This is a genomic window from Kitasatospora sp. NPDC058048, from assembly GCF_042885555.1.
In the GTDB taxonomy this organism is placed as follows: Bacteria; Actinomycetota; Actinomycetes; order Streptomycetales; family Streptomycetaceae; genus Kitasatospora; species Kitasatospora lactacystinica.
Window position 1 is genome coordinate 74,870 of sequence record NZ_JBHVRT010000005.1, and the last position, 26,336, is coordinate 101,205.

General features: G+C 74.7%; 19 protein-coding genes. 11 read left to right on the plus strand and 8 right to left on the minus strand.

Annotated elements, in window-relative coordinates:
• Positions 1 to 4: 4 nt before the first annotated feature.
• The 3 genes from ACFVVA_RS07130 to ACFVVA_RS07140 all read left to right on the plus strand — a co-directional run bounded on the left by ACFVVA_RS07130 (position 5) and on the right by ACFVVA_RS07140 (position 2,991).
• Complete coding sequence (locus ACFVVA_RS07130; protein ID WP_387686483.1) at positions 5 to 676, plus strand: HEAT repeat domain-containing protein; 672 nt, start codon at positions 5 to 7, stop codon at positions 674 to 676.
• A 3-nt stretch (positions 677 to 679) separates the two neighbouring features.
• Positions 680 to 1,684, plus strand: a complete 1,005-nt coding sequence (locus ACFVVA_RS07135; protein WP_387686485.1) for a HEAT repeat domain-containing protein — start codon at positions 680 to 682, stop codon at positions 1,682 to 1,684.
• A gap of 65 nt (positions 1,685 to 1,749) precedes the next feature.
• A complete protein-coding gene (locus ACFVVA_RS07140) occupies positions 1,750 to 2,991 on the plus strand; it encodes an MFS transporter (protein WP_387686487.1) in 1,242 nt (413 codons plus the stop codon).
• A 110-nt stretch (positions 2,992 to 3,101) separates the two neighbouring features.
• Here ACFVVA_RS07140 and ACFVVA_RS07145 read toward each other — a convergent pair whose 3' ends face one another.
• Complete coding sequence (locus ACFVVA_RS07145) at positions 3,102 to 3,917, minus strand: hypothetical protein (RefSeq protein ID WP_387686489.1); 816 nt, start codon at positions 3,915 to 3,917, stop codon at positions 3,102 to 3,104.
• A 145-nt stretch (positions 3,918 to 4,062) separates the two neighbouring features.
• Complete coding sequence (locus tag ACFVVA_RS07150) at positions 4,063 to 4,605, minus strand: hypothetical protein (protein ID WP_387686491.1); 543 nt, start codon at positions 4,603 to 4,605, stop codon at positions 4,063 to 4,065.
• 177 nt (positions 4,606 to 4,782) lie between these two features.
• On the opposite strand from ACFVVA_RS07150, the gene ACFVVA_RS07155 reads away from it, so the two are divergent.
• Positions 4,783 to 6,963, plus strand: a complete 2,181-nt coding sequence (locus ACFVVA_RS07155; protein ID WP_387686493.1) for a BTAD domain-containing putative transcriptional regulator — start codon at positions 4,783 to 4,785, stop codon at positions 6,961 to 6,963.
• A gap of 35 nt (positions 6,964 to 6,998) precedes the next feature.
• On the opposite strand, the gene ACFVVA_RS07160 is transcribed toward ACFVVA_RS07155, so the two are convergent.
• Positions 6,999 to 7,985, minus strand: coding sequence for a LuxR C-terminal-related transcriptional regulator (locus ACFVVA_RS07160; RefSeq protein ID WP_387686495.1), 987 nt, complete (start codon positions 7,983 to 7,985; stop codon positions 6,999 to 7,001).
• Positions 7,986 to 8,319: 334 nt separating this feature from the next.
• On the opposite strand from ACFVVA_RS07160, the gene ACFVVA_RS07165 reads away from it, so the two are divergent.
• From ACFVVA_RS07165 to ACFVVA_RS07185, 5 genes are all read left to right on the plus strand, one after another.
• On the plus strand, positions 8,320 to 8,556 hold the full coding sequence (locus tag ACFVVA_RS07165) for a hypothetical protein (protein WP_387686497.1): 237 nt from the start codon (positions 8,320 to 8,322) through the stop codon (positions 8,554 to 8,556).
• Between the two features lie 6 nt (positions 8,557 to 8,562).
• Complete coding sequence (locus ACFVVA_RS07170) at positions 8,563 to 8,826, plus strand: hypothetical protein (protein WP_387686499.1); 264 nt, start codon at positions 8,563 to 8,565, stop codon at positions 8,824 to 8,826.
• A 217-nt stretch (positions 8,827 to 9,043) separates the two neighbouring features.
• Entirely contained in the window at positions 9,044 to 15,247 is a 6,204-nt protein-coding gene (locus ACFVVA_RS07175) for a DNRLRE domain-containing protein (RefSeq protein ID WP_387686501.1), read from the plus strand.
• 147 nt (positions 15,248 to 15,394) lie between these two features.
• Entirely contained in the window at positions 15,395 to 15,949 is a 555-nt protein-coding gene (locus ACFVVA_RS07180; protein ID WP_387686503.1) for a hypothetical protein, read from the plus strand.
• A 232-nt stretch (positions 15,950 to 16,181) separates the two neighbouring features.
• A complete protein-coding gene (locus ACFVVA_RS07185) occupies positions 16,182 to 19,448 on the plus strand; it encodes an SdrD B-like domain-containing protein (protein ID WP_387686505.1) in 3,267 nt (1,088 codons plus the stop codon).
• Between the two features lie 86 nt (positions 19,449 to 19,534).
• On the opposite strand, the gene ACFVVA_RS07190 is transcribed toward ACFVVA_RS07185, so the two are convergent.
• Entirely contained in the window at positions 19,535 to 20,011 is a 477-nt protein-coding gene (locus ACFVVA_RS07190; protein ID WP_387686859.1) for a hypothetical protein, read from the minus strand.
• A 435-nt stretch (positions 20,012 to 20,446) separates the two neighbouring features.
• Here ACFVVA_RS07190 and ACFVVA_RS07195 point away from each other — a divergent pair, with 435 nt between their 5' ends.
• Positions 20,447 to 21,199: an alpha/beta fold hydrolase gene (locus ACFVVA_RS07195; protein ID WP_387686507.1), complete on the plus strand. Its 753-nt coding sequence runs from the start codon at positions 20,447 to 20,449 to the stop codon at positions 21,197 to 21,199.
• Between the two features lie 78 nt (positions 21,200 to 21,277).
• Here ACFVVA_RS07195 and ACFVVA_RS07200 read toward each other — a convergent pair whose 3' ends face one another.
• Both ACFVVA_RS07200 and ACFVVA_RS07205 read right to left on the minus strand, forming a co-directional pair.
• Positions 21,278 to 21,682 carry a cupin gene (locus ACFVVA_RS07200; protein WP_359898292.1) on the minus strand — a complete coding sequence of 135 codons (405 nt, stop codon included), beginning with the start codon at positions 21,680 to 21,682 and terminating at the stop codon, positions 21,278 to 21,280.
• Positions 21,679 to 23,160: an MFS transporter gene (locus ACFVVA_RS07205; RefSeq protein ID WP_387686509.1), complete on the minus strand. Its 1,482-nt coding sequence runs from the start codon at positions 23,158 to 23,160 to the stop codon at positions 21,679 to 21,681. The genes ACFVVA_RS07200 and ACFVVA_RS07205 overlap by 4 nt, the downstream gene beginning before the upstream one ends.
• Before the next feature lie 207 nt (positions 23,161 to 23,367).
• Here ACFVVA_RS07205 and ACFVVA_RS07210 point away from each other — a divergent pair, with 207 nt between their 5' ends.
• Positions 23,368 to 23,988, plus strand: coding sequence for a TetR/AcrR family transcriptional regulator (locus ACFVVA_RS07210; protein WP_387686862.1), 621 nt, complete (start codon positions 23,368 to 23,370; stop codon positions 23,986 to 23,988).
• Between the two features lie 137 nt (positions 23,989 to 24,125).
• On the opposite strand, the gene ACFVVA_RS07215 is transcribed toward ACFVVA_RS07210, so the two are convergent.
• Both ACFVVA_RS07215 and ACFVVA_RS07220 read right to left on the minus strand, forming a co-directional pair.
• Complete coding sequence (locus ACFVVA_RS07215; protein ID WP_387686511.1) at positions 24,126 to 24,923, minus strand: metal-dependent hydrolase; 798 nt, start codon at positions 24,921 to 24,923, stop codon at positions 24,126 to 24,128.
• A 198-nt stretch (positions 24,924 to 25,121) separates the two neighbouring features.
• Complete coding sequence (locus ACFVVA_RS07220) at positions 25,122 to 25,943, minus strand: lipase family protein (RefSeq protein ID WP_387686513.1); 822 nt, start codon at positions 25,941 to 25,943, stop codon at positions 25,122 to 25,124.
• Positions 25,944 to 26,336: the final 393 nt, after the last annotated feature.

Sequence of the window (26,336 nt, forward strand, 5' to 3'; positions counted from 1 at the left end):
CCTGATGGTCGGGACGGAAGAGGACACGAACACCCTGCGGGCCCTGCGGGGTCTGGCGCACGAGGACTCGTCGGTACGGCTGCGGGCGGCGATGGCCGTCGGCAGCGAGCCGGACCCGCGGTTCGTCGGCGGGCTCGTCGAACGGTGCGCGGTCGAGCCCGAGTTCACCGTGCGGGAGACGCTCACCTGGGCGCTCACCCGGCACGAGGCGGCCGTGACGGTCCCGCTGCTGCTCGACGAGGTGCGCGCGGACGGTGCCCAGGCACGGAGCCAGGCCCTGCACACCCTCTCCAAGATCGGGGACCGGCGGGCCTGGCCGGCGATCACGCCGGCGCTGCTGGCCGACACCGACGAGGAGGTGGCCCGCAGCGCCTGGCGGGCCGCGGTCGTGCTCGTGCCCGAGGGTGGGGAGCGCGAGTTGGCCGTAGTCTTGGCCGCTCAGCTCGGACGCGGCGGACGCGAGACGCAGTTGAGCCTCAGCCGGGCGCTGATCGCGCTCGGGGAGGCGATGCTGCCGGCACTGGACGCCGCGGCGGCGGACCCCGACCCCGGGGTGCGCGCCCACGCGCTCGCCACGGAGCGGCTGTGGCGCGACCCGGACGCCGGATTCGAGTTCGCGATCGAGGAGGCGAAGCGCACGGCGGTCCTCGGCGAGGGCCGCCGGGAGGGACGGTAGGCAGTGTTGATCGGCGACGTCGCGCGGCGGTCCGGGGTCAGCGCCCGCATGCTCAGGCACTACGAGTCGCTCGGGCTGGTGCGGCCGACGGGCCGTACCGGCTCCGGCTACCGCCGGTACGCCGACGAGGACATCCGGCGGATCTTCCACATCGAGAGCCTGCGGTCGCTGGGCCTGTCGCTGCGCGACGTCGGGCGGGCCCTCGACGACCCCGGTTTCGCACCCGCCGAACTCGTCGACGACCTCATCCTCCGCACCCGCGAACGCATCGCGGCGGAGACCGAGTTGCTCACCCGGCTACGGCGGATCGACGCCGCGGGACCGGCCGGCTGGGAGGAGGTGCTCCAGGTCGTCGCGCTGCTCCAGGCCCTGGAGTCGAAGAGCCCGGGGGCTCGGCAGCGCGCCGCGCTGTCCGCGGGCGAGGACGTCGCGGTGCCGGTGGAGGCGCTGGTCGAGGCCGTGCTGGGCGAGTCGGACCCGAATGTGGCCGGCGCCCTCCGCTGGGCGCTGGCGCAGACCGGAGGCGACGGGGCGGCCCTGCTCGCGCAGGGCCTGGGCTCGCCCGCGGCCGAGGTCCGCGAACGTGCCGTGCGGTCCCTCGCCGAGCTGCCGGACGGCGCCGCGACCGCACTGCTGCGGGAAGCCCTCGGCAGCCCCGACGCCGTGGTCCGCAGGTACGCGGCGCTGGCACTCGGCGCCCGTGGCGTCGCCGACGCGGTCCCGACGCTCATCGACATGATCGTCGAGGCGGCGAACGACGCCGACGCGGCCGACACCCTGGGCGCGCTGGCGAACGACCCCGCGCTGGCGGACCGGATCGCCACCGGGCTGGTGGACCGCCTCGCCCTCGACGGCCTCGGACCGGACGCCCGCCGGAGGCTGGCCCAGGCCCTCGCGGACGTCCCGGGGAGCACGACGTCGCGCGCCCTCGCGGAGCTGACCCGGGACGAGGACCGTGCGGTCGCGCTGACCGCGACGTACATTCTCAAGCTGCGCGACACGCGGTAGTCGCGACCGCGATCGGGGGGTCCGATCGGGGCAGGGGTGACCGGGGGTTCGAGGGTGGGGGTGGCGTGACAGGGGCCGGGCGGTTCCGTCGGCAGCGGCGGCTGTTCCTCTCGGTGGCGATCGACACGTTCGGCTCCGGCGTCTTCCTGCCGCTGTCGCTGCTGTTCTTCGTCACCGTCCAGCACTTCCCGGCGGCCGCCGCGGGCACCGCCGTGACGGTCGGGTCGATCGCGTCCTTCGCCGTCGTGCCGCTCTGCGGGCGGCTCGTCCAGGCGGCGGGGCCCAAGTCCTGCCTGCTCGTCAGCAGCGTCCTGACCGCGCTCGGGTACGGCCTGTTCTTCGCGGCCGGGAACCTGCCCGCCGTGGCCGCCGTGAGCTTCCTCGTGACGGCCGCCGACCGCCTCTACGGGGCCGCCTGGCCCACGCTGGTGGCGCGGTTCGCGAAGCCGGCGGAGCTCACCGCGTGGTTCTCCGCGGTCACCGTGCTCAAGACCACCTCGCTGGGGGTCGGCACCCTGGGGGCGACCGCCCTGATGGCGCTCGCCGGCGGACACGGCCTGCAGGTCGCGCTCGCCCTGAACAGCGCGAGCTCCCTGCTCGCGGCCGTCCTCCTGCTCGGGGTCACCGTGCCGGCCGCCGAGCGGCCCGCGCGCAGGGCAGCCAGGTCGAACACCCGGGCGGCGCTGCGCGACCGGCCCTTCATGTCCCTGGTCGCGTCCCAGACCCTGCTGTCGGCGGCCTGGCTGATCCCGACGGTCGCCTTCCCCGTGTACCTCGTGGAGAGCCTCCACCAGGCCGCCTGGTGGCCGACCGTGGTGGTCGCCGTCCGCTACGCCACCGCCACCACCCTGCAGATGCGGATCAGCCGCCGGCTCTCCGGCTGGAGCCGCTCGCGGGTCCTGCGCCTGTCGATCGGCGCGGTGGCCGTCGCCATCGCGCTGACCGCGACCGTCTCCACCGCCCCGCACGCCGTCCAGGGCCCGCTCGCCGTCCTGGTGGCGGCGGTCCTGGCCCTGGCCGAACTGGCCTCGAAGCCCACCGCGGCCGCGGCGGCGGTCGCCATGGCCCCCAAGGGCGACGAAGGCCCGTACATGTCCCTGTTCCAGCTGACCTGGACGGTGTCCTACGCGGTCGGGCCGGCCGTCATCGGCCTGGGCCTGCAGAACCCCCCGCTGCTCTGGACCGCACTGGCCCTCTGCGTGGCCGCCGCCGCCCTGGCCCACCGCCTCCGCGGCCCACTGCGCCGCCCCGCGGTGCGACTCCCGCACGCCGCACGCGATCTGCGGGAGGAGGCCGAAGTCCCGTAGACCGGCGCCCGCCCTTTCCATCATCCTTCGGTGTCTCCGCACGCCGACTCCCCGCACCGAACAGGGGATCCGCACCAGCGGGCCGAACCCTCCGGCGGGCACGGCAGGCGTCAGCGGCGTACCGGCAGCCCGTCGGTGAGCCCGTAGGCGCGCAGCTGGTACGGGAGCGCGGCCGGGCGGCGCCACTGGAGGTCGAGGCCGCAGGCGCCGAGGACGGCACCGAAGGCGTGCCGCATCGCGTCCTGGACGGCGGTGCGGGCCCGGGCGGCCCGCTCCGCGGCGGGGGTGTCGCCGTCGGCGGCGGCGGACAGCCGGCGGGAGGGGTTCCAGCGGAGGTCGGCGACGCCGGTGATGTCGTCCCCGTCCTCGACGGCCGGGCACGGCGTGAGGGTGATGCCGGGCGCGTGGAGGTGCTCGGCGACCGGCAGGCCGGCGAGCCCGGCGGTGCGGCGCACCGCGGCGACGACGTCCGCGCCGATGCCGAGGTCCTGCGGGCGGGAGCCGGCCGGGGCCGGGGCGGCGGCGTCCTGGCCGGTGGCCGGGGCGGGTCCGTCGGCCCGTCCGACCCGGGTCTCCCCGTCGAGCCGGCCGGCCACGACCTCGATGCCGAAGGCCGGCAGGAACTCCGCGAGCGCGTTCCGCATGGTGCTGCCGACGACCCGTCGGGCGGCGAACGCCGGCTGCTGGGGCTGTTCCATGGCCGCGGCGGCCGCCAGCCGGGGGCCGGGCTCCCAGTGCAGGGCGATCAGGCCGGCGCAGTCGTCGGAGTCGTCGTACGGCCGGGCCGGGCGCAGGTGGACGCCGTGCCCGTGTCCGCCGTACCCGACGGGCAGGCCGGCCAGCAGGAGCGCCTCGGTGACGCGGTCGACGAGCGCCGGGTCGGTCCGGGGCCCGCCCGGGGACGTGCGTTCCGCAGCCGTGTCCACGCCGTCCTCCTCCGGGTCCCGGGCGGCGGCCGACCGCCGGCGCCCCGAGCGTACGGCGTACCCGGGCGGCCCGTCGGCGAATCCCGAAACCGGCCGCCGCGGCGCGCCCGCCGGGAGGGCGGGCGCACCGGCGGCGTCCGTCCGGTCAGTTCCAGGGGTTGGCCGGCTGGTCGTTGATGGCCGTCCAGAACCGGGTGTTGTTCGGGATGTTGCCGTAGGCCCAGAAGGTCCAGCCGCCGGTCTGCGACAGGTCGGTGCCGTAGTGGCCGTCGTGGAACTCGGCCTCGCGCCAGCCGGCGCCGAAGGCGGCCTGGCAGACGCTGTCGGCCGCGGCCCGGCTGTTGAGGCGGGAGCCCTTGACCGGCTGGCTGAGGGCGACGGTGCCCTGCGCCCAGCCGTTGTAGAAGCCGAGGCTGATCCCGGACGGGGCCGGGCTGCCGTCGACGTTGAGGCAGAGCACGGGCAGCGAGACGGACGGCGCGGTGTCGCCGCTGTAGGCGTTGCTCGGGCTGCCGCCGGGGCCGCCGACCTGGACGGTGCCCTCGGGGCCGTAGGAGACGGCGGACCAGGTCATCCCCAGGTGGGTGGCCGGCCCGGTGGTGGCGGAGGCCGGGGCGGCGGTGAGCGGGATCAGGACGGCGGCGGCGACGGCGGTCGCGGTGGCGACGGCCTTCTTCAGACGGTTCATCGACTGCTCCAGGGTTCGGGTGCCTCGTGGGTGACCGGCTCGTTTCAGCCGGTGCACGACAAAGCTCTCAACCGAACGCACACAACTGGCATCATCTGATCATCACTTCGTCACACTCGTGCCCATCCACGCACAGCGGCGGTCCGGTCCGGCCCCGCGGCCCCCAGGGAGGGACGCATGGAGTTCAGGATCCTCGGCTCGCTGGAGGTGTGGACCGGCGACGGCCGACGCGTCCCCTCCGAAGGCTCCCGGCAGGAGCGGCTGCTCGCCGCCCTGCTGCTCAACGCGGACAGCTCCGTGCCGGTCGCCCGCCTCGTGGACACCGTCTGGGAGGAGCGGCCGCCGGCCACCGCCACCCGCCAGGTCCGCAACCTCGCCGGGGTACTGCGCCGCCGCTTCGCCGAGGCCGACCCGGCCGCGCCGCCCGTCCTGCTCACCGACGGCCGCGGCTACCGCATCACCCTCACCGGGCACCGGCTGGACGCCCGCGACTTCACCGACCGGCTCGCCCTCGCCCGCGGCAAGGCCGCCGCCGGACGCACCCCGGAGGCCGTCGACGGGCTCCGCGCGGCGCTCGCCCTGTGGCGCGGGCCGGCCCTGGACGGGCTCGCCGTGGACGCGGACGCCCCGGGCGCGGTCGCCCTGGACGAACTGCGGCTGACCGCCTGGGAGGAGTGCCTCGACCTGGAGCTCGCCCTCGGCCGGCACCGCGCGGCCGTCCCCGAACTGACCGCGCTGGTGGCCGACCACCCGCTGCGGGAACGCTTCACCGGCCAGCTGATGCGGGCCCTGCACGGCTCCGGACGCGCCCCCGAGGGGCTCGCCGCCTACCGCCGGTTCGCGGACCGGCTGGCCGACGAGCTCGGGCTCGACCCCGGTCCGGGGCTACGGGCGCTGCACCTGGAGCTGCTGGCCACCGAGCCGGTGCCCGCCGCCCCGGCCCGCGCCGAGGAAGCGCCGACCGCGCCGGCCCCGCCGCCCGCCCCGCCCGCTCCGCCACCCGCCGCCCCGGCGCAGGCGCCTCCCCCGCCGCCCGCCCAACTCCCGCCCGCCCTGGCCACCTTCGTCGGACGCGACCCGGAACTGCGGGCCCTGGACGCGCTGCTCACCGCCCCGGCCGGTGAGGAGCCCGGGCCGGCCGCCGCCGTGTGCGCCGTCTCGGGACCGGCCGGGGTCGGCAAGACCACCCTCGCCGTCGACTGGGCCCACCGCGTCCGGGACCGCTTCCCGCACGGCCAGCTCTACGCCGACCTGCACGGCTACTCCGTCGACGCCCCGCTCGCCCCGCACACCGTCCTGGCCCGCTTCCTGCGCGCCCTCGGCGTGCCCGGCGACCGGATCCCCGCGGCGGCGGACGAGGCGGCCGCGCTCTACCGCTCCCTGCTGGCCGACCGCCGGCTGCTGGTGGTCCTCGACAACGCCCGCGACGCCGAGCAGGTCCGCCCGCTGCTGCCGGGCGCCCCGGACTGCCGCACGGTGGTCACCAGCCGCACCCGGCTCGACGGGCTGGCCGTCCGCAACGGGGCCCGGCCGCTGGTGCTCGACGTGCTGCCCGTCGACCGGGCCCTCGAACTGCTGGCCCGCATCGTCGGCGGGCACCGCGTCCGCGCCGAGCCGCGCGCCGCCGCCGAACTCGCCGCCGCCTGCGGCCGGCTGCCCCTCGCCCTGGCCGTCACCGCGAGCCGCCTCGCCGCCAGCCCGGAGCGCGGCCTCGCCGACTACGCCGCCGAACTCCTCGACGCGGAGCACCGGTTGAGCGCCCTGCAGATCGAGGGCGACGACACCTCGGCGGTCCGCGCCGCCTTCGACCTCTCCTACCGCTCGCTGCCCGCCGAGGCCCGGTCACTGCTCCGGCTGCTCACCCTGGTCCCGGCCGTCGGCATCGGCTCCGACGCGGCCGCCGCCCTGGCCGGCGCCCCGGCCGCCGCCGTCCGGCCCGTCCTCGACCGACTGGCCGCCGCCCACCTGCTCGCCCCCGAGGAGCACGACCGCTACCGGCTCAACGACCTCCTGCGCCTCTACGCCACCGAGCGCTGCTCCGTCGAGACCGGCGCCGCGGAGCGCCGCGCCGCCCTGGAGCGCCTCGGCTCCTGGTACCTGCACCGCGGCCGCTCCCCCGCCTTCCTCCCCGCCCCGCCCGCCGCCGGCCGTCCCGGTCGCCCCGGCAGGCCCGCGCACCCCGAAGACCCGGGCCACCGGACGACCGGCCCGCATCTCGACGAGTGGGTCGAGGTCGACCGCCTGGCAGCCGCGGCCGCCGACGCGACCCGGGCACCGGACCCGCCCGAGCCCACACCTGAGCCCGAGCCCGAGCCCGTGCCGGACCGGCGCTCCGCCACGGCGCCGACGCCCCCGTGACCGGCCCGCGGCGGTCCCGCCCGACCGGACGGCGGCTACAACCAGCCGCGCCGGGCGGTCTTCAGCCCGGCCTCGAAGCGGCTCGCCGCGTCGAGGCGCTCCATCAGGGCGGCCATCTGCCGCCGGACGGTCCGCACCGAGACGCCGAGCCGCTTGGCCGCCGCGTCGTCCGTGAGCCCGGTGGACAGCAGCCGCAGCAGCTCGCGCTCCCCGGCGGTCAGGCTCAGCGGGGCCGCCCCCTCCCGGTCGTCGGCGATCGGGACGGCGGTCTCCCAGGTCTGTTCGAACAGGGCGACCAGGGACGCTACGATCCCCGGCTCGCTGGTGCACAGCGCGCCGGCCCGGGTGTTCTCCGGGTCGATCGGCACCACGGCCGTGCTCCGGTCGAAGACCAGCATCCGCGGCGGCAGCACCGGCGCGGTCCGCACCTCGCCGCCGAGACCGGCCATCCAGCGGACGTAGTCGAGCGTCTCCGGGGCGTCGTGGATGCTGTCCTGGTAGATGGTGCGCAGGCTGACCCCGCGCCGCAGGGCGTCCTCGTCCAGCGGCCGGGACGCGGCCAGGCTGGCCGCGGACTGGGCGCCGCCGGGCATCACCGCCAGGACCTCGCTGGTCAGCCGGGAGGTCAGCACCTCCAGCTTGTCCTGGATGGCGTCCAGGCCGAGCAGCCGCTCGCGGTCGCCCACCGGGGTGTCGGCCCGCACCTTCGCGTACTCCCCCAGGGCGCGCGCGACGGCAGCCTTGGAGGCGGCGACCTCCTGCTGCCGGCGCGCGAGTTCCTCCTCCTGACGACGCAGCAGGATCTCCAGTCCGCGCTCCGGGCTGACCGGCCGCAGGGTGCCGGGCCGTTCGCGGGAGGCGCGCAGCAGGGTGAGGTCGGCGAGCCGGTCGAGGGCCGCGCGCACGGCGGCCTCGGGGAGGCCGAGCCGCTCGCAGAGTTCCGCGACCCCTCCCTCGGGGTCGGCGAGCATTTCCCGGTAGACGGCTTCCGCAGTGGCATCGAGCCCCAGCAGTTCCAGCACTTCTCGACCCCTGATCCCCGTGGACGGTTCCGTATGCCCGGCCGGCCCGGAGCTGATCATTCCTTCGGCCGGAACGCCCTCGCAAGGGCATGATCCGGTCAACGCCCCACCCGGGCCGTCGACACCCTCGGCGGGGCCCGCACGAGGGCGGAATTCCGGTCGCTGCCCGGCGCGGTGTTGCAGCATGCTGCCTGTCCTGATCCTGCCCGCGGATTCGCTTCCCGTGGCGGTCCGGAGAACGGGAGGATTCCCGGTGCGCGCACTCCCCGTTTCCCCGGACACCCAGAACTGCGGTCTCCCTCAGCGCAGTTCCCGCACAGAACAGGACCCTCCCGTGTCCGTCCGTCCAGTCGCCGCCGTCCTCCTGACCCTCGCCCTCGCCGGCTCCGCCGCGCAGGCCCTCGCCGCCGGTCCGACCGCCCCCGACGCCGCCCCGTCCGCCGCCCAGGGCCCGGGCGGAGGGATCGGCTGGGACGGCCCCGCCGCTCTCTCGATCGGCTGGGACACCCCCTCCACCCGGTCGATCGGCTGGGACGGCCCGTCGGCCGACGCCGCCGTCGGGCAGGTCTGACCTGCGGTGTTCGCGGTCCATCTGACCCTGCCGGCCGATGCCGCCGCCCCCTCGGGAGAGGCGGCGGCCGCGGAGGTCCAGGCCGGGCTGTGGGCGTGCGCCGGCCCGGGCGACGGCCTGGAGCACGTGCGCGCCCGCGCCGTCCCCGACGGCATCGGCCTGGTGCTCTACGTCCGCGCCCCCGACGAGACGGCGGCCCTGGCACGGGCGCGGGGCCTGCTGGACCGGGCGCTGGCGCGCACCGGCCGGCTCCCGTCCGGCCTCCGGTAGTCCCGCCGACCGACGGGGTCCGCGTCGGCCACCCGCCGTCCCGCCCGAACGGTTTCCGCTGTTCCGGACGGGTTTCCACCGATCCCACCCGGCCGGGAAGTTGGCCGGTTCATTGCTACCGCTTTACCCCGGCATGGCCGAAGGACCGTCGGCGGCCCGGCCGTGCCCCCGTTTCTCCACCCCCCTTCCCTCCCGCACAGAACAATCGAGGAGTTCCATGTCACGCCCCCCGGGCGGATCATCACGGCACCGGTCCGAAGCCGGCTCGCCGCCCCCCTCCACGCAGCGCCGTCGCAACGGCGTGCTGCGCAACACCGCCGTCGCGCTGGCCGTGGTGCTCTCCGTCGAGGCCGCCGCCGTCATCATGACGACCGGTCAGGCCGTGGCCGTCACCACGGAGCAGGCCCCGAAGCCCGCCAAGGCCCTGGGCCCGGCCGAGGCCAAGGACATCGCCACCGCCCACCTCAAGGCCCGGCTGGAGAACCGCCGGATCGAGGTCGTGGACGAGCGCACCGAGTCCACCACCAGCTGGATCAACCCGGACGGCACCACCACCCTGGACCTCGCCTCCGGGCCGGTGCGCTACAAGGACAGGTCCGGCAGGCTCCAGCCGATCGACACCGACCTCGCCCGGCAACCGGACGGCAGCGTCAAGGCCAAGGGCCACCCGCTCAACCTCTCGCTGGCCGGCGCCACCCCGCCCGCCGCCGCGTCGGCGTTCAAGGCGGCCGGCGCCCCGGCCGGGGACCCGAAGGCCCCGACCACCCCGCTGGTCTCGCTGGACAACGGCAACGGCACCGCCATGTCGCTGTCCTGGCGCGGCGCCCTGCCCGAACCCGCGGTGGACGGCGCCAGGGCCCGGTACGCGAACGCGCTCACCGCCACCGACCTGGTCGTCGAGTCCACCCGGACCGGCTTCGAGCAGTTCCTGGAGCTCAAGGACCGCTCGGCGGTGGCCGCCAACGGCAGCGTGACGCTCACCCTGGACGCGGCCGGCCTCCAGGCCCGCCACAATGCGGACAACTCGGTGTCCTTCCTCGACCCGAACACCGGCGAGGAGAAGGGCCAGCTGCCCGCCCCGGTGATGTGGGACGCCCAGGTCGACGAGCGCAGCGGCGACCACACCCGCACCGCGCCGGTCGCGCTGAAGGTCACCCAGAACGGGAACGCGATCGACCTGACGCTGACCCCGGACGCCGCCTTCCTGACCGACCCGAAGACCAAGTACCCGGTCACCATCGACCCGGCGGTCAACATCGGCGTCGGCTTCGACACCTTCGTGCAGCAGGGCTACGCCACCGACGTCTCCTCGCAGACCGAGCTGAAGCTGGGCAACAACGGCTCCGGCCAGGTCGCGCGTTCGTTCCTGCAGTTCCCGATGGCGAAGATCAGCGGGAAGCAGATCACCGGCGGCAAGCTCAACCTGTGGAACTTCCACAGCTGGTCCTGCACCGCGAAGAGCTGGGAGGTCTGGGACACCGGCACGGCCACCACGGCCACCCGCTGGACCGCCCAGCCCGGCTGGAACAAGAAGTGGGCCACCTCCACCGCGACCAAGGGCTACTCCAGCTCCTGCAACGACGGCTGGGTGAACCAGGACATCACCGCCCTGGTCAAGGCCTGGGCCGCCAACGGGAACACCAACAACACCCTGGGCATCCGGGCCACCGACGAGAGCGACCCGTACGGCTGGAAGAAGTTCAACTCCGGCAACGCGACGTCCAACACGCCGTACCTGTCGGTCACCTACAACACCCCGCCGGCCGTCTCCACCCTGATCTCCCCGGCCGACGCCGCGCTCACCGGCGACTCCACCCCGACGCTGTCCGCCAAGGCGACCGACCCCGACGGCGGCAACATAGCCCTCGACTTCGAGGTCTGGGCGTCCAACGGCACGGCCGCGCTGCAGTCCGGCCGCACCGCCATGGCGGCCTCGGGCTCCACCTTCACCTGGACCCCGGGCACCGCGCTGCCGGCCGGCGCCTACAAGTGGCGCTCCCGCTCCTGGGACGGCACCGCCAACAGCGCCTGGTCCGCCTTCCGCACCCTCACCGTGGACACCACCGCGCCCGGCGCGACCACCGTCTCCTCCGGCGACTTCCCGGCCGGCCAGTGGGCGGGCACCCCGGACGCCAACGGCGACTACAGCGGCACCTTCACCTTCACCCCGCCGAGCAGCGACGTGAAGGACATCCAGTACAAGCTGGACGGCGGGGCCTGGGTCACCGCGGCCACCACCGGCACGCCGGTCAACGCCAAGCTCACCTTCAAGGCGGGCGCCCACACCGTCACCGCGCACAGCCGGGACGCCGCGGGCAACGTCTCCGCAGACCGGACCTACGCCTTCTACGCCGGCAAGGGCTCCGCCCTGGTCGCGCCCGGCGCGGGAGAGCGCCCGGCCCGCCGCACCTCGCTGCAGGCCGAGGGCAACAGCACCTACACCGGGGTGCGCTACCAGTACCGCCGCGGCGAGACGGACGCCTGGAAGGACGTCCCGGTCGCCAACGTCACCACCACCGCCGGCCAGCCGGTGACCGCCTGGCCGCATCCCGCCCCCGGCGGCAAGCCGGCCGCGCTGACCTGGAACATCACCGACACCCTGGCCGAGAACGGCCCGGTCGACGTCCGCGCGGTGTTCACCGACGGCACCGCCACCGACGCCACCGAGCCGAACACAGTCACGGTGGACCGCAACGCGGGCACCGCGCCGGAGACCAAGGTCGGCCCGGGCTCGGTGAACACCCTCACCGGCGACCTCACCCTGTCCGAGACCGACGCCGAGGCCTTCGGCCTGCACGCCGAGCGCTCCTTCTCCTCCCGCCGGCCCGCCAACGGCTCGGCCCAGGAGGGCCAGGCGGCGATCTTCGGCCCGCAGTGGAGCTCCGGCACCACCGCCGAGATCACCGACGCCGACTACTCCTACGTCCGCAAGACCTCGGCGACCTCCCTCTCGGTGGTCTCCGCGGACGGCTCCGAGGTCGGCTTCACCGCCACCGGCTCCGGCGGCTGGAAGCCCGAGCCCGGGGCCGAGAACCTCACCCTGACCGGCGCGTTCACCGCTGCCTTCACCCTGAAGGACACCGAGGGCATCACGGTCACCTTCGCCAAGGTCGACCCGGCCGCCACCACCTGGCAGGCCTCCGGCTCCTCGCTGCCCAGCGACAACTCCACCACCTCGGTGGTCTCGGAGAAGGTCGTCTCCGGCGGAAAGACCCTGGCCCGCCCGAAGTACGTGGTCGCGCCCGGCTCGGCGACCGCCTCCGCCAACTGCGCCGCCGTGCCGTCCACGGCCGGCTGCCGGGTGCTGGAGTACGTCTACGCCGACACCACCACCGCCACCGCGTCCGCCCCGGGCGACACGGCCGGCCAGGTGAAGCAGATCCGCCTGTGGTCCACCGACCCCGGCGCCGCGACCGCCACCCCCGTCGTCGTCTCGCAGTACGCGTACGACGACCAGGGCCGGCTGCGCGAGGTGTGGGACCCGCGGACCGGCCCGGCGCTGAAGACCGCGTACGGCTACGACGCGGCCGGCCGGGTCACCACCGTGACCGACCCCGGCGAGCTGCCGTGGACCCTGGAGTACGGCAAGGCCGGCAACGCCGCCACCGCCGGCGACGGCATGCTGCTCGCCGCCTCCCGTCCCACCCTCAAGCAGGGCAGCAAGGACGTCACCGACGGCACCGCCACCACCTCGGTGGTCTACGACGTCCCGCTGAGCGGCGCCAACGCGCCGTACCCGCTGGCGCCGTCCGACGTCGCCGCCTGGGGCCAGACCGACGCCCCGACCGACGCCACCGCCGTGCTGCCGCCCGACGCCGTCCCGGCCACCCACGACGGCAAGGCGCTCGGCACCGCCGGCTACAACCGCGCCTCGGTGACGTACACCAACGCCTCCGGCCGCGAGGTCAACACCGCCACCCCCGGCGGCGGCATCACCACCACCGAGTACAACGCCTACGGCAGCCCGGTGCGGACCCTCTCCGCGGAGAACCGCGTCCTCGCCCTGGCCACCACCGGCAACGACCTCAACAAGCTGCGCGCCCTCGGCATCGCCGGCCGCTCGACGGCCGACCGCGCCCAGGTGCTCTCCTCCACCTCGCTCCACTCGGCCGACGGCAAGCGCCTGCTGGAGCAGTACGACCCGCTGCAGCTGGTCACCCTGGAGCACGACGTGGCCGCCTCCGGCACCTCCCCGGCGCTCGCCGCCGGCGCCGAGGTCGCGGCCCGCGCCCACACCGTCAGCGGCTACGACGAGGGCCGTCCGGCGGGCGCCGCGGTCAGCGACATGGCCACCTCGGTGACGGTCGGCGCCCGGATCGACGGCTACGCCGCCGACGCCGACCCCCGCACCACCGCCACCGGCTACGACTGGGCCCAGGGCCTGCCCGTCAGGTCCGTCCAGGACCCGGCCGGTCTGAAGATCACCACCGCCACCGGCTACGACGCCAGCGGCCGGGTGACCTCGCAGAGCCGCCCGAACTCCACCGGCTCCGACGCGGCCACCACCGTCACCACCTACTGGACCGGCACCGGGACCGGCGCCTGCGCCGGCCACCCCGAGTGGGCCGACCTGGTCTGCTCGATCGCCCCGGCCGCCCAGATCGCCGGCGGCGGCGGCAACCCGCTGCAGCTGCCGACGAAGACCTTCCAGTACGACCGCTGGGGCAACGTCACGGTCCAGGCCGAGACCGCCAACGGCGTCACCCGCACCACCACCCGCAGCTACGACGCGGCCGGCCGCCCGGTGAAGATCTCGGTCACCGGCGGCACCGGCACCGCGGTCGCCGACACCGTGCTCGGCTACGACCCCGCCACCGGCGAGCTGGCCTCCCTCAGCAACGGCAAGGCCACCATCACCCAGGGCTACGACAGGCTCGGCCGCCAGACCTCCTACGACGACGGCGCCGGCAACGTCACCACCACCGAGTACGACCGGCTCGACCGCCCGGTGAAGAAGTCCGACTCGGTGCCGTCCACCGTGACCTACGGCTACGACACCGCCAAGGACCCGCGCGGCCTGCCCACCTCGCTCACCGACTCGGTGGCCGGTACCTTCACCGCCGGCTACGACGTCGAGGGCCGGCTGGTCTCGCAGACCATGCCCGGCGGCAACACCCTGACCAACAGCTACGACAGCCGGGGCATCCAGACCGGCAAGACCTACACCAACCAGGCGGGCACCGTCCTGCTGGCCGACACCGCCGACTACACCGTCCACGGACAGCAGGCGGGCCGCACCCAGAGCGACGGCAACAGCACCACCAGCGGCTACACCTACGACGCCACCGGCCGCCTCACCAAGGCCGCCGACAGCACCGGCCTGGCCTGCTCCACCCGGACCTACGCGTTCGACCGGAGCAGCAACCGGACCAACCGCACCAGCGTCACCGACGACTGCGACCCGGCCACCGCCGACGCCGTCACCCAGGCCGAGAACCACGGCTACGACACCGCCGACCGCCTCACCGACACCGGCTACGTGTACGACGCCTTCGGCCGCACCACCGCCCTGCCGAAGGGCACCCAGGTCGGCTACTACGCCAACGACCTGGTCCGCACCGAGACCCTCGGCGACACCCGCAGGACCTGGGACCTGGACGCCTCCGGCCGCCTCGCGGTCGGCACCACGGAGACCAAGGGCACCGACGGCACCTGGACCGTCACCGAGCAGGACACCAAGCACTTCGACGGCGGCAACGACAGCGCCTCCTGGTCCAAGGACGCGGCCGGCCGGCTGACCCGCAACGTCCTGGACCTGACCGGCCAGCTCACGGCCGCCACCGGCACCGACGGCGGCGCGATCCTGCTGCTGACCAACCTGCACGGCGACGTGTCCGTCCAGATGTCCCCGGACGGCCTGGAGGACCTCGCGGTCTACCACTACGACGAGTACGGCAACACCGTCGACTCCACCGGCTCGACCGCGTACGGCTGGCTCGGCGGGGCGCAGCGCGAGGCCGACGGCCTCTCCGGCCTCACCCTGATGGGCGTGCGCCTGTACGACTCGACCACCGGCCGCTTCCTGCAGACCGACCCGGTCCTGGAGGGCTCGCCGAACGCCTACGGCTACCCGGTCGACCCGATCACCATGGACGACCTGACCGGTCTGAACTGGAAGAAGAAGTGGACGGCCTACTTCAGCCGGTCCGAGGGCAACACGATCGGTGCCCTGCTGTACGTCTCCGGCAAGATCGCCCAGGGCATCTCGAAGATCCTGCGCAGGCTCCCGCACATCGTCGCCCGGGCCGCCGGCTACGTCCTGTGGGCGCTGTCCTACCTGATGAAGAAGATCGGCAAGCAGTTCATCAAGGCGGCCAACAAGCGCGGCAGCCACGGTGTGATCTTCACCTTCGGGATCTGGCGCTCCAGCCACTGGTGGGTGCCGGACCGTCCGATCTACCGCGTGAACCCGCGGTACTGAGCCGGGAGGAGGCCTCTCCGACGATCCACTGATGCGGGACAGGTAGGGCCGGGCCCGGGGGTGATCCCCCGGGCCCGGCCGCTTGCGCACATCGATGATCATCCCGGCGTAGGCTCTCGGCTGATCACAGGGGCAGAGAGGGAGACAATGGGCCAGAAGATCATCCGGTTCTCGGACCTGACCGGCCGGCACGCGGAGAACGACCGTGAACTGGTGCGGGTGGTGGTGCTCCAGCACCCCGACCTGACGGACGGTCCGGTCGAGATCGACGCGCTCGCCGGGGAGTTGGGCGAGGTGCGGGAGCTGACGCTCGACCTGGTCACGATCGAGCTGCACCACCCGGACCGGGCGGAGCCGCAGACGGTGGTGATGGAGGCCGAGACCTTCAACCGGCTGGCCTCGGCCGCGCCGATGGCCGAGGTGCTGCGCGGCGCCAGGCCGGCCGCCCGGGCCGCCGCCTCCGCGACGGCCCTCGCCGCCGGCCGGGAGCGGGTCAACTACGCCAGCCTGGAACACGCCGGGCGGCCGCACAAGGGCCGCACCACCGACGCGGAGAAGCAGGTCGTCCAGCAGCACCTGGACGAGATCAACGAGCGGCTCGCCGCCGAGGGCGTCCGCACCATCGACCCGGACAACGCCGAGCACGTGACCCGCTACGGCCTGGACACCCTGGCCCGGGAGACCGGTGTGATGTTCGGCTGACCGGCCCGGACGGCCGGGCCCGCCGGGCGCTCCGTCGGGCGGGCCGGGCCGGGCACTCCCCGGACGGCTCCCCGTCGGGCCGGTCGCCCGCGGCCCGGCCCATGATCGGCCCTGCCGCCCGTTCCGGCGACCGCGGTGCGGCCGGGCGGGCGACCGCCGAGCAGGTGAATCGCCGCGACCGCCCCTCGTGTCGCCGACCGGCCCGACACGGCGATCGGCTGGACTGCGCGCTATGCGTATTCCACACCGGACCGGACGGATCGTCTCGGTCCTGGCGCTGGTGGCGGGCTCGCTGCTGAGCAGCAGCGTGCTGGCCCCACCGGCCCAGGCCGCGATCTCCTTCACCAAGAGCGTCGACAAGGCGACCGTCTCCCCGGGGGAGAACGTCACCTACACCCTGCGCTACACCTGCTCCATCACCGAGTGCACCGGCGGGCACATCCTCGACACCCTGCCCTCGAACATGCAGTTCCTCGGCTGGACGCCGGACCCGTCCTCGGTGGACGTGGCCGCCTCCACCGTGCCCGCCGCGGGCGCGATGGGCGGCACGATGGACATCCGGCTGAAGGACCTGAGTCCGGGCACCACCGCCACCGTCACGGTGACGACGAAGTACCCGAACTTCACCACCCCGAACGGCGCCACCTCCACCAACTCGGCCACCATGTCGGCCAACGGCGAGCCCTCGCAGACCGCCACCGCCGACACCGCCGTCCAGGTGCAGCCGCAGTACACGGTGACCAAGGGCGTCCAGACCTCCAGCAGTGACGGACGCACCGTCACCTACCAGTTCAGCGCCTGCGCCACCGACAACGTGCCCAACGTCGACCTGAACACCAGCCGGCTGCTGGACACCCTGCCGCCCGGCGCGGTGGTGGACACCGGCCGCTCGCCGGGCTGGTCGCCGGTGGCCCCCGGCCCGGACACCTGGGGCTACGACATCGGCCCGTTCGTCTCCGGCAACGGGCGCGGCGGCTGCCGCATCCCCGGCGTCCTGGTCGTCAACTACCCGGAGGCCTCCTTCCCGGACGGGACGACCTCCGAGAACGTCGTGGCCCTGCACGGCGACCCGATCGGGCCCGACCCGGAGCGGCAGCTCGACACCGCGAACGCCACCACCGGCCCGTTCCAGCCACCGGCCACCGGCGTGGTGGTGACCGCGAGCAAGGTCTGGCGCGACACCACCGTCAACGGCGACCTCAACTCCTTCAGCCTGTCGGCCACCAACACCGCCGGACCGGCCACCAGCCTCACCGTCACCGACCCCGGGGCCGGCAGCACCGACGGCATCTACAACTGGATCTTCCCGCAGTCCCTCCAGCTGGAGCCGTGGAACCCCACCAGCATCCTGCTGACCCTGCAGTACCGCCTCAACGGCGACCCCACCTGGCAGACCTTCACCCCGGGCACCCCGTTCAGCGGCTCCGACACCCGCCGGATCACCTTCGAACCGGGCGCGGGCGACCCGGCCAACGACGTACTCGGCATCCCGGCCGGGCGGTGGCTGGACGGCCTCCGGTTCACCTGGAACGGCCCGATCCCCACCGGCTGGAGCCCGGGCAACGCGGTGCAGCTGGTCACCCAGGTCGCCACCCCCGGCCACGACGGACGCCAGGCCCCCGAGCCGCTGACCAACTGCGTGGACACCACCGCCACCGACGGCACCGACAACGCCTCGGCCAACGCCTGCGCCCGGACCACCGTCACCCGGGCCACCAACCTCGGCGCGGCCAAGACCACCGTCGCCGGCGAACTGTCCGCCCCCGGCGGCCGGGCGACCTTCCAGGTCATCCCGTACAACCGCAGCGCCCGCGACCTGGACCGGCCGCTGGTGCTCTACGACGTGCTGCCGGCCGGCGTGGTCTACATCGACGGCTCGGCCCGGCCCGACCCCAACTACCCGGACGCCAAGGCCCCTTCGTCGATCACCGTGACCCCCGGCCCGGACGGCCGGCAGATCCTGCGGATGGAGTGGCCGGCCGGCGCGCCGGACATGACGTACCTGCACGACCAGCTGGCCTACCGGATGCTCTTCGACGTCCAGGTCGCCAACAGCATCCGCTCCGGTGACCTCACCAACGACGTCTACGTCACCGTGGACCAGCCCACCGCCCCGGTCGCCTGCATGTTCTCCGGCTCCGACAGCGGCAGCACCCCGGACGTGCTCGACCTCAACGGCAACGGCAACACCACCGAGCTGCTCTGCCACGCCTCCTCGCAGATCCGGGTGGACGTGCCGTCGGTGCTGCGCTCGTACAAGGAGGTCAAGGGCGACCTGGACTCCGACTACGTGAGCATCGGCACCGCCACCCCGGGAGGCGGGATCTCCTACCGGATGACCGTGCGCAACGACTCCCCCGACCCGGTCACCGACTTCATCGCCTACGACAGGCTCCCCACCCCGGGCGACAACTACGTGCTCACCCAGGACGCCCCGCGCGGCAGCGCCTGGACCCCGTCGCTCAGCCAGCCGATCACCAGCAGCGACCCGACCGTGCTGATCGAGTACACCACCGACCCCAACCCCTGCGTGGAGCCCGTCGTCGTCGACCGCACCGGCTGCAACAGCGCGGCGGTCTGGAGCACCACCTTCCCCGGCCCCGGGACGGCCACCTGGTTCCGCATCCACCGCCCCGGCACCATGGCCTCCGGCGAGTCCTTCACCCTGACCTGGCCGATGGTCGCCTCCTACGACGCACCGGAGGGCGAGTACGCCTGGAACAGCTTCGCGTACACCGCCACCGACGCGGCCGGCCGCCGGCTGCTGCCGGCCGAGCCCGCCAAGGTCGGCGTCGCGGTCAAGCGGGTCACACCCTCCGACAACGCGCTGGGCGACTTCGTCTGGCAGGACAAGGACGGCTCCGGCGTCCAGAAGCCCGGTGACACCGGGATCGCCGGGGTCACCGTGCACCTGCTGGACGGCAACGGCCAGCCGGTGCGGGACAAGGACGGCAAGCCGGTCACCGCGGTGACCGACGCCACCGGCCACTACCTGTTCGACAACCTGCCGGACGGCAGCTACGCGGTCCGCTTCGACCTGGCCACCCTGCCCAAGGGCGCCACCGTCACCAAGCAGCACGCCGGCACCGACCCGGCCAAGGACTCGGACGCCGACCCGGCCACCGGCATCACCCAGACCGTCACCCTCAGCGGCGGACAGCGCGACCTCGACCTCGACATGGGCGTGATCCTCCAGACCACCTCCCCCTCGCCGTCGCCCTCGCCGACCTCCTCGCCCTCGCCGACCTCCTCGCCGACGCCGTCGCCGAGCCCGAGCTCCTCGCCGTCCCACTCGCCGTCCCACTCGCCGAGCCCGACGGCCACCGCCACCCACACGCACACCCACACCCAGGTCCCGAGCCCGTCGAAGAGCGGCGAACTGCCGCACACCGGCGGCTCCTCCCCCGACACCCTCGTCGCGGCACTCGGCGCCATCGCCCTCCTCGGCGGCGGCACCCTCTGCTTCGTCGCCTACCGCCGACCGGGCCGGCACGGCTGACGCCCACCCGGACCCCGCTGAACGCCAGTGGCGCCGCCCCGTCGAGGGCGGCGCCACTGGCGCGTTCCGGATCGGACCCGGCGCTCCTAATCCAGTTGGGACAGCGCGTCGGTGACCAGCTTGGTGGCGAAGTCCTCGCCGTTGCCGGAGATCCGGTTGATGTACTCCGCGAGCAGGACGGCCGTCGCCTCCAGGGGGTTCATCTCCTCCTTGGTCCACGGTCCGTACTGGGCGCGCCACAGATTGGGGCTCAGCCCGGTGCCGGCGGCGATGAGCAGGCCGGCCATGGTGGGGATCACCTCCGGACTGAAGGTCCTCGGCATCATGCGCATGGTGGCCAGCAGGCTGGGGATCGCGTGTTCGAGCACGTCCTCCTCGTGCTTCTCGAAGGCCGAGCGCAGCCAGTTCATGTACATGTAGACGAGCGTGCAGGCGCCTTCCACCAGCGCCTCGGCCTCGTCGGGGCCGAAGGACGCGGTGAGCCGGTCGACCATCAGCCGGTGCTCGGGGCCCGTCCCGGACTTGCCTTCGTAGACGGACCTGAGCCGGGAGTCGATCACCATGAGCGCTGCGCTCACATCGCCGACGGGAGCGTGTTGGGGGTCGCAGGACGACACAGGACTCCTTCTGGAACGGCCACGGCCGGGACTGCCGGTCGGTTCGTAGGGTAGGCGACCGATCGGACGGGATCCGCCGGATCCGGCCGGGGGCGCCCTCGGGTGACGGTGCCGCGAGTGCCGCCCCGGGCGGACCGGGGCGGCACGGCGGCGGTGGGACGGGCCCTGGCCCCCGCCCCCGTCACCCGACAGCGGCATCTCACCCGTCAAGGTGACACTCCGGAAGCCGAGTTGACGACGGCGGGTGGCGGGCGGCCGGCGACGGTCCGCGCCGGCCCCGGGCCGGCGGGCGACACGCCCGGCGTCACACGGCCGTCACGTTCCCGCTGGATACTCGGAAGGCCCACCGCCCGCGCCCCGTACGACGGAGGACCACCGCAGATGACCGCCGGCCCCGACCGCCCCGCCTTCCTCCTGGTCCACGGCGCCTGGCACGGCGCCTGGTGCTGGGACGCGGTGCGCACCGCCCTCGCCGCCGACGGGTGGCGCACCCACACCGTGGACCTGCCCAGCTCCGCCGCCCACCCCGACGGCTCCCGCCCCGACGCCGCCCGCCCGGCGGGCCTGCTGGAGGACGCCGACGCGATCCGCGACCGCCTGCGGCGGATCGACGGCCCGGTGGTGACGGTCGCCCACTCCTACGGCGGCGCCCCCACCACCGAGGCCATCGCGGGCGCCACCAACGTGGTGCGGGCGGTCTACCTCACCGCCTTCCAACTGGACGTCGGCGAAAGCGTGTTCTCCTTCCTCGGGGCCCCCGTTCCGGAGGACGACACGGGCCGCACCCCGCCGAACGCCGACGCCCGCCGCCTGCACTACACCGGCGTGCCCGCCGCCGAGGCCGACCGCGCCCTGGCCCGGATGACCCCGCAGAGCGTCCGGTCCTTCACCCAGCCGGTGACCACGGCGGGCTGGCGCACCGTGCCGTCCAGCTACATCGTGTGCGAGCACGACCGGGCCCTCGAACCGTCACGGCAGCGCGAGCTCGCCGCCCGCGCCGACACCGTCCACCGGCTGCCCAGCGGCCACGCCCCGTTCCTGTCCATGCCCGGGGAGCTCGCCGCCCTGCTGGGCCGGATCGCCGGATCCGCCGCTCCGCAGGATGCCGACGTCCCGAGCGACGAGGGGCGTTGACGGCGGGCGGGGCGGCCCGACCGGCTCCGGACCGCCCCGTCCGCCCCGTCCGCCCCGCCCCACGGTCTTCGGCTCGGGTCAGCCGGCTTCCGTACGCGGCTCCAGCCGGGTGCCGCTGCGGAGGGTGATCGACATCAGGTCGCTGGGGGCGTCGAGCTCCAAGCGGTGCCAGCGCCCCCGGGGCACGATCGCGGCGGTACCCGCCGCCAGCCGCACCACGGACTCGGCGTCGCCGGGCTCGACGGGACGGAGGTGGAGTCGCACGGCGCCGGCCAGGCAGCAGACCGCCTCCTCCGCCTCGGGGTGCATCTCCCAGTGGTCGGCGTGGACGTCGGCGTCGCTCTCCACGTGGAACGTCGCTATCTGCCAGACCCCGGCGTCGCCGGCGGCCATCCGGCGCCCGGCCGCCCGGACGTCGCCGTCGGGGTGGATGTGCAGGGCCGAGGCGAACAGGTCCACGGCCGCGAGCGGAGTGGTCGTCATGAGCGGGTTCCTTCCAGTCGGTTCTCAGCGGGGGTGAGCGGGGCGGGGTGCCCCGGGGCGTGTCCGGCCGCCGGCGGCCGCCGCCGGGGCAGCACACCGATCGCCACCAGCGCGGCGAGGGCGAAGAGCCCGGCGGCGGCGGCCAGGCCGGTGGCGTAGCCGGAGTTGAGGGCCGACGGGTCGGTGGCGCCGCCGGAGCGGTGGGCGGCGACGGTGGCCAGGGCGGCCAGGCCGACGCAGCCGCCGAGCTGGCGGGAGCTGTTGAGCAGGCCGGAGGCCGTCCCGGCCTCGCGGGCGGCCACCCCGGTGGTCCCGGCGGCAGCGACCGGGGCCAGGACCAGCCCGGTGCCGATGCTGGTGACCAGGGACGGGCCGAGGACGTCGGTGAGGAAGCCGCCATCCGGGCTGATCAGCGCGAACCAGGCCAGGCCCGCGGTGGCCAGCACCGCCCCGGGCACCAGGGCGGCCCGGGGAGTGCGGCGCGCGACGACGCGGGTGGCGAGCACGGTGCCCGCGACCAGTCCGGCCGAGAAGGGCAGGAAGGCGAGGCCGGTGGCGGCGGCGCCCAGGCCCAGCACTTGCTGGAGGTAGAGCGAGACGAAGTAGAAGGCCGTGAACTGCCCGGCGGCGGCCAGGAACACCAGGACGTTGGCACCGGCCACCCAGCGGCTGCGCAGCAGGCCCGGGCGGAGCAGCGGTGCGGAGGTCCTGGCCTCGGTGACGGCGAAGGCGGTCAGCAGCGCGAGCGCGGCGGCGAGCGTCCCCAGGGTGGCCGGGGAGCCCCACCCCCGGACGTCGGTGCGGACGACACCGAACACCAGCAGCCCGACCCCGGCGGTCGCGAGGACGGCGCCGGGCACGTCCGGCCGCTCCCGCCGTACGGGCGGTGCCTGGGCCCTTCCGGTCTCCTCGGCGGGACCGCCGGCCGGCAGCAGCGCGAGCGCCGTCGCCACGATCGGCAGGTTGACCAGCATGACCCAGCGCCAGCTCGTGTACTCGGTCAGCAGTCCGCCCGCCAGCACGCCCAGTGCCCCGCCCGCGGCGTTGGCGGCGCTCCACACGCCGAGCGCGCGCACCCGCCGGGGGCCTTCGGCGAACGTGGTGGTGAGCATCGCGAGCGCGGCCGGGGCCGCCGCCGCGGCGCCCGCGCCCTGTCCGGCGCGGGCGGCGACCAGTTGCCAGGGCGACTGGGCCAGTCCGCCCGCCAGCGAGCAGAGGCCGAACACGGCCAGGCCCAGCAGGAGCAGCCGCCGCCGACCGTACAGGTCGCAGGCGCGGCCACCGAGCAGCAGGAGCCCGCCGAAGGTGAGCGCGTAGACGTGCACGACCCAGGAGAGGTCCAGCGGTGCGAATCCCAGGTCGGCCCGGATCGCGGGCAGGGCGACGTTGACCACCGACATGTCCAGGGCGAAGACGAACTGGGCGACCGTCACCGCCGCGAGCACCCGGCCGGGGCGCCCTCGTAAGTTTTTGTACATGTATAGAAAGTAGTCCCGGGCGATCCCCGCTGTCGAGCCCCGGGTGATGATGGGGGCATGCAGCAGCCCTCCGCCCAGCCGCCTTCCGCCCAGCCGCCCTCCGCCCAGCAACCCGCCGGATCGCAGCCGACCGGACCGCAGCCCGCCGGAGTGCCCGCCGCCCCGCGGCCCGGCACGCGGCGCAAGGCCACCGGCCGGCCGCCCCGGATCTCCCGGGAGGAGCTCGTCACCACGGCGCGCCGGATCGTGGACGAGGAGGGCGTCGAGCGGCTGACCATGCGCCGCCTGGCCACCGAGATCGGCAGCACGCCGATGGCGCTCTACCACCACGTCCGCGACAAGGAGGAGCTGCTCGTCCTGCTGCTGGACGACTACGCCGCGCGGACACTGCGACCGGTCCAACCGCCGGCCGACCCGCGCGAACGGGTCGTCACCGCGGCCGCCGCCATCCACCAGACGCTCGCCGCCTGCCCGTGGATCGTCGAGGTCCTGACCGGGGACAGCCTGATGTCCGCCCACTCCCTGTGGTTCGTCGAGCAGATCGTCGACGGCCTGGTCACCTGCGGCCTCTCACCGGAACGGGCCGTCCAGGGCTACCGCGCGATCTGGTACTACACCGCCGGGGAGATCATGGTCCGCGCCACGGCCACCCGCCGCCGGCCCGCCGACGACCGCCCCACCCACCGCCAGCAGGTCTTCGCCGGCCTCGACCCGGAGCGACTCCCCCGCCTGGCCGGACTCGCGGACCGCTGGGCACCGCTCACCGCCCAGGACACCTACCGGGACGGCCTCGACGCCCTGGTGGACGGCCTGCTCGCGGCCCGCTGAGCGGCTGCGCGGCCTTCCGCGCCCCGGCCCGCGGGGCGCCACGCAAAGGGCGCCGGCCGGCGGGGATCCCCCACCGACCGGCGCCCACCCTGCGGACGGAACCCCGACCCCGCCCATGTCCGGGGCCGTCGATCCCGTCAACTGCCGAAGAAGCCGAGCGCCCCCGCCGCGCAGACCCCGCCGGCCCCCATGAACACCGGGGTCAGCACCTTGATCTCCACCCAGCTGCCGGCCCGGAACCGCATGCCCTTCGGCGGCCCGATCGGGTACCAGCGCCGCCGCCCGAGCGGGATCGGCCACAGCACCGGGCAGCCCGAGACGGTCAGCGCGTCACCCAGGCAGTGCACCAGCGCGCCGAGCGCGATCGGCAGCCCGATCCACAGGTACTGCTGCCCAGGCTCCTCGAACAGCCACTGCGAGCCGTTGCCGGGCTTGTCGAGGACCTCCGCGAGCATCCACGCGCTGGCCGCCCCCAGCAGCCACACCAGGACGTCGCTGGAGACCCGGGCCTGCCGCCACAGCAGACCCTCGATCGCCAGCACCATGTGCACGAACAGCACCACCAGCACACCCCAGCGGCCGCCGAACACGGCCACCGCCGCGGCGCCCGCCCCGCACAGCACCGCCCAGAGCCAGGTGTGGGTCAGCGTCCGGTGCCCGCCCGAGCGCCTCGGGTCGCCCTTGCCCCGGGTGGCCTTGTACACCGCGTACGAGAGGTTGTCGATCACCTCGCACAGCGCCCGGGACACCGGCCCGAACGCCCGGGATATCGTCGCCGCCTTGTGGTCCAGGTCCGGCGCCAGCGCCGCCCCCGCGCAGATCAGCGCCCCCGCGAGCAGGACCGGCCAGGGCATCGGCTCCCCCATCCCGGCCGCCACCGCGCCCACCCCCAGCCATGCGGCCGCACCCGACAGCGAATGCGCCGGTCCCATCATGTCCGTACACCACCGATCCTCATCAGCTCGGTCCTCACCGCGAGGACCTGACGTCACGGCAGCCTATCCGTCCAAGATCACCGACCCCGCCCCTCGCCCCCGGCCCGCCCCTCCCCTTCCTTCCCCCCTCCTTCCCCCCGATCCGGCCGGGCGGGCCCCACCCGCTCCGCCCCGCCGGACTCTCCGACGCCCCGCAGATCAGGCCAGGGCCTTCTCCAGCGCGGCGAGGTAGCTGCGCATCATGTGGTCGCGGATGCCCTCGCCGTCCGGCGAGAACGCCGCCGCGCCCAGGCCCTTGGCCCGGTCGGTCAGCCCGGAGACCAGCCCGACCTTCTCCGTGACGCGGCCCGAGGAGTCGATGTGGCGCAGTGCCTCGACATGGGTGAAGGCGGGCTCCGGCGGCAGCTCCGGGACGATGTCGTTGCCGTGCACGAAACGGTAGGTGCGCCCCCGCAGGCCCTTGTCGTACGCGGCGGCGAGCAGCCGGTCGCAGGTCCGGGGCTGGCCGAAGGTGTAGACGCCGTCGGCCGCCAGGCTCGGGTCCTCCAGGTCGAGCCGGGCGGCGACGAGCATGGCGAGGGCGCCGCCGAGGCTGTGCCCGGTGAACCAGACCGTCTGATTGTCGGTCCGCAGATCGGAGACGGCCTTGGCGACGTCCGGGTAGATCGATTCGAGGGCCTCGGCGAAGCCGTAATGGACGTAGCCCGTCCGGGCGGGGCCGGGCCAGGGCGGGGTGGTGGCGTCGGTGAGCCAGTCACGGATCTGCGCGGGTTCGGTACCGCGGAACGCGGTGACGATCATGTCGTCGCCGGCCATGGTGTAGGCCTGGGTGTCCTGGAGCGGGAACGGCGGGGTGAAGCGCGTCTGGTGGTGACGCACGGCGTCGAAGCCCCAGGCGTGGGCCTGCTCCTCGATCGCGGCCTCGTCCTTGTAGGCGAGTTCCGCGGCCTTCGCCAGCCAGTAGGCGTGCGGGAGACTGTAGCCGGTGGCCTGCTGATCGAAGTCGGTGGGTACGGCCATGGGGGGCACTCCTGTCGGGTCGTCGGACGGAACAGCGGATCGGCCCCCAGGCCCGACCGGCATCCGCCGCCGAGTACGCACCGCAGCGCCCTGATGACCAGGAGTGACGCTACCCCGCGCACAGTTCGTGGGCGACCGGGCCACACCCTCACCCCCATCCGCCGGGCACCCGCGGCACGACACCCACCCCGGGCACGCCCGCCCCGCCGCGCGAAGCGCCGGCACAGGGAGCCCGTCCGTCCTGCGCCCGGATCACCCGCCGATGCGGCAGCCACCAAAGCGGGCTGCGGCCGACCTTCCCCTGGAACCGGCGCGCCGGTGCGCACCCTGATCGCCGCGCGAGCGGAACGGGCCGACCGCTACAACGCCTCGCAACGAGCGGTGATCGGATCA

Coding starts and splice junctions, on each gene's coding strand:
- ACFVVA_RS07155 (WP_387686493.1), top strand. CDS start 4,783: ATGGAGTTCAGGATCCTCGGCTCGCTGGAGGTGTGGACCGGCGACGGC.
- ACFVVA_RS07195 (WP_387686507.1), top strand. CDS start 20,447: ATGACCGCCGGCCCCGACCGCCCCGCCTTCCTCCTGGTCCACGGCGCC.
- ACFVVA_RS07215 (WP_387686511.1), bottom strand. CDS start 24,923: ATGATGGGACCGGCGCATTCGCTGTCGGGTGCGGCCGCATGGCTGGGG.
- ACFVVA_RS07205 (WP_387686509.1), bottom strand. CDS start 23,160: ATGTACAAAAACTTACGAGGGCGCCCCGGCCGGGTGCTCGCGGCGGTG.
- ACFVVA_RS07180 (WP_387686503.1), top strand. CDS start 15,395: ATGGGCCAGAAGATCATCCGGTTCTCGGACCTGACCGGCCGGCACGCG.
- ACFVVA_RS07190 (WP_387686859.1), bottom strand. CDS start 20,011: ATGGTGATCGACTCCCGGCTCAGGTCCGTCTACGAAGGCAAGTCCGGG.
- ACFVVA_RS07150 (WP_387686491.1), bottom strand. CDS start 4,605: ATGAACCGTCTGAAGAAGGCCGTCGCCACCGCGACCGCCGTCGCCGCC.
- ACFVVA_RS07130 (WP_387686483.1), top strand. CDS start 5: ATGGTCGGGACGGAAGAGGACACGAACACCCTGCGGGCCCTGCGGGGT.
- ACFVVA_RS07220 (WP_387686513.1), bottom strand. CDS start 25,943: ATGGCCGTACCCACCGACTTCGATCAGCAGGCCACCGGCTACAGTCTC.
- ACFVVA_RS07175 (WP_387686501.1), top strand. CDS start 9,044: ATGTCACGCCCCCCGGGCGGATCATCACGGCACCGGTCCGAAGCCGGC.
- ACFVVA_RS07185 (WP_387686505.1), top strand. CDS start 16,182: ATGCGTATTCCACACCGGACCGGACGGATCGTCTCGGTCCTGGCGCTG.
- ACFVVA_RS07200 (WP_359898292.1), bottom strand. CDS start 21,682: ATGACGACCACTCCGCTCGCGGCCGTGGACCTGTTCGCCTCGGCCCTG.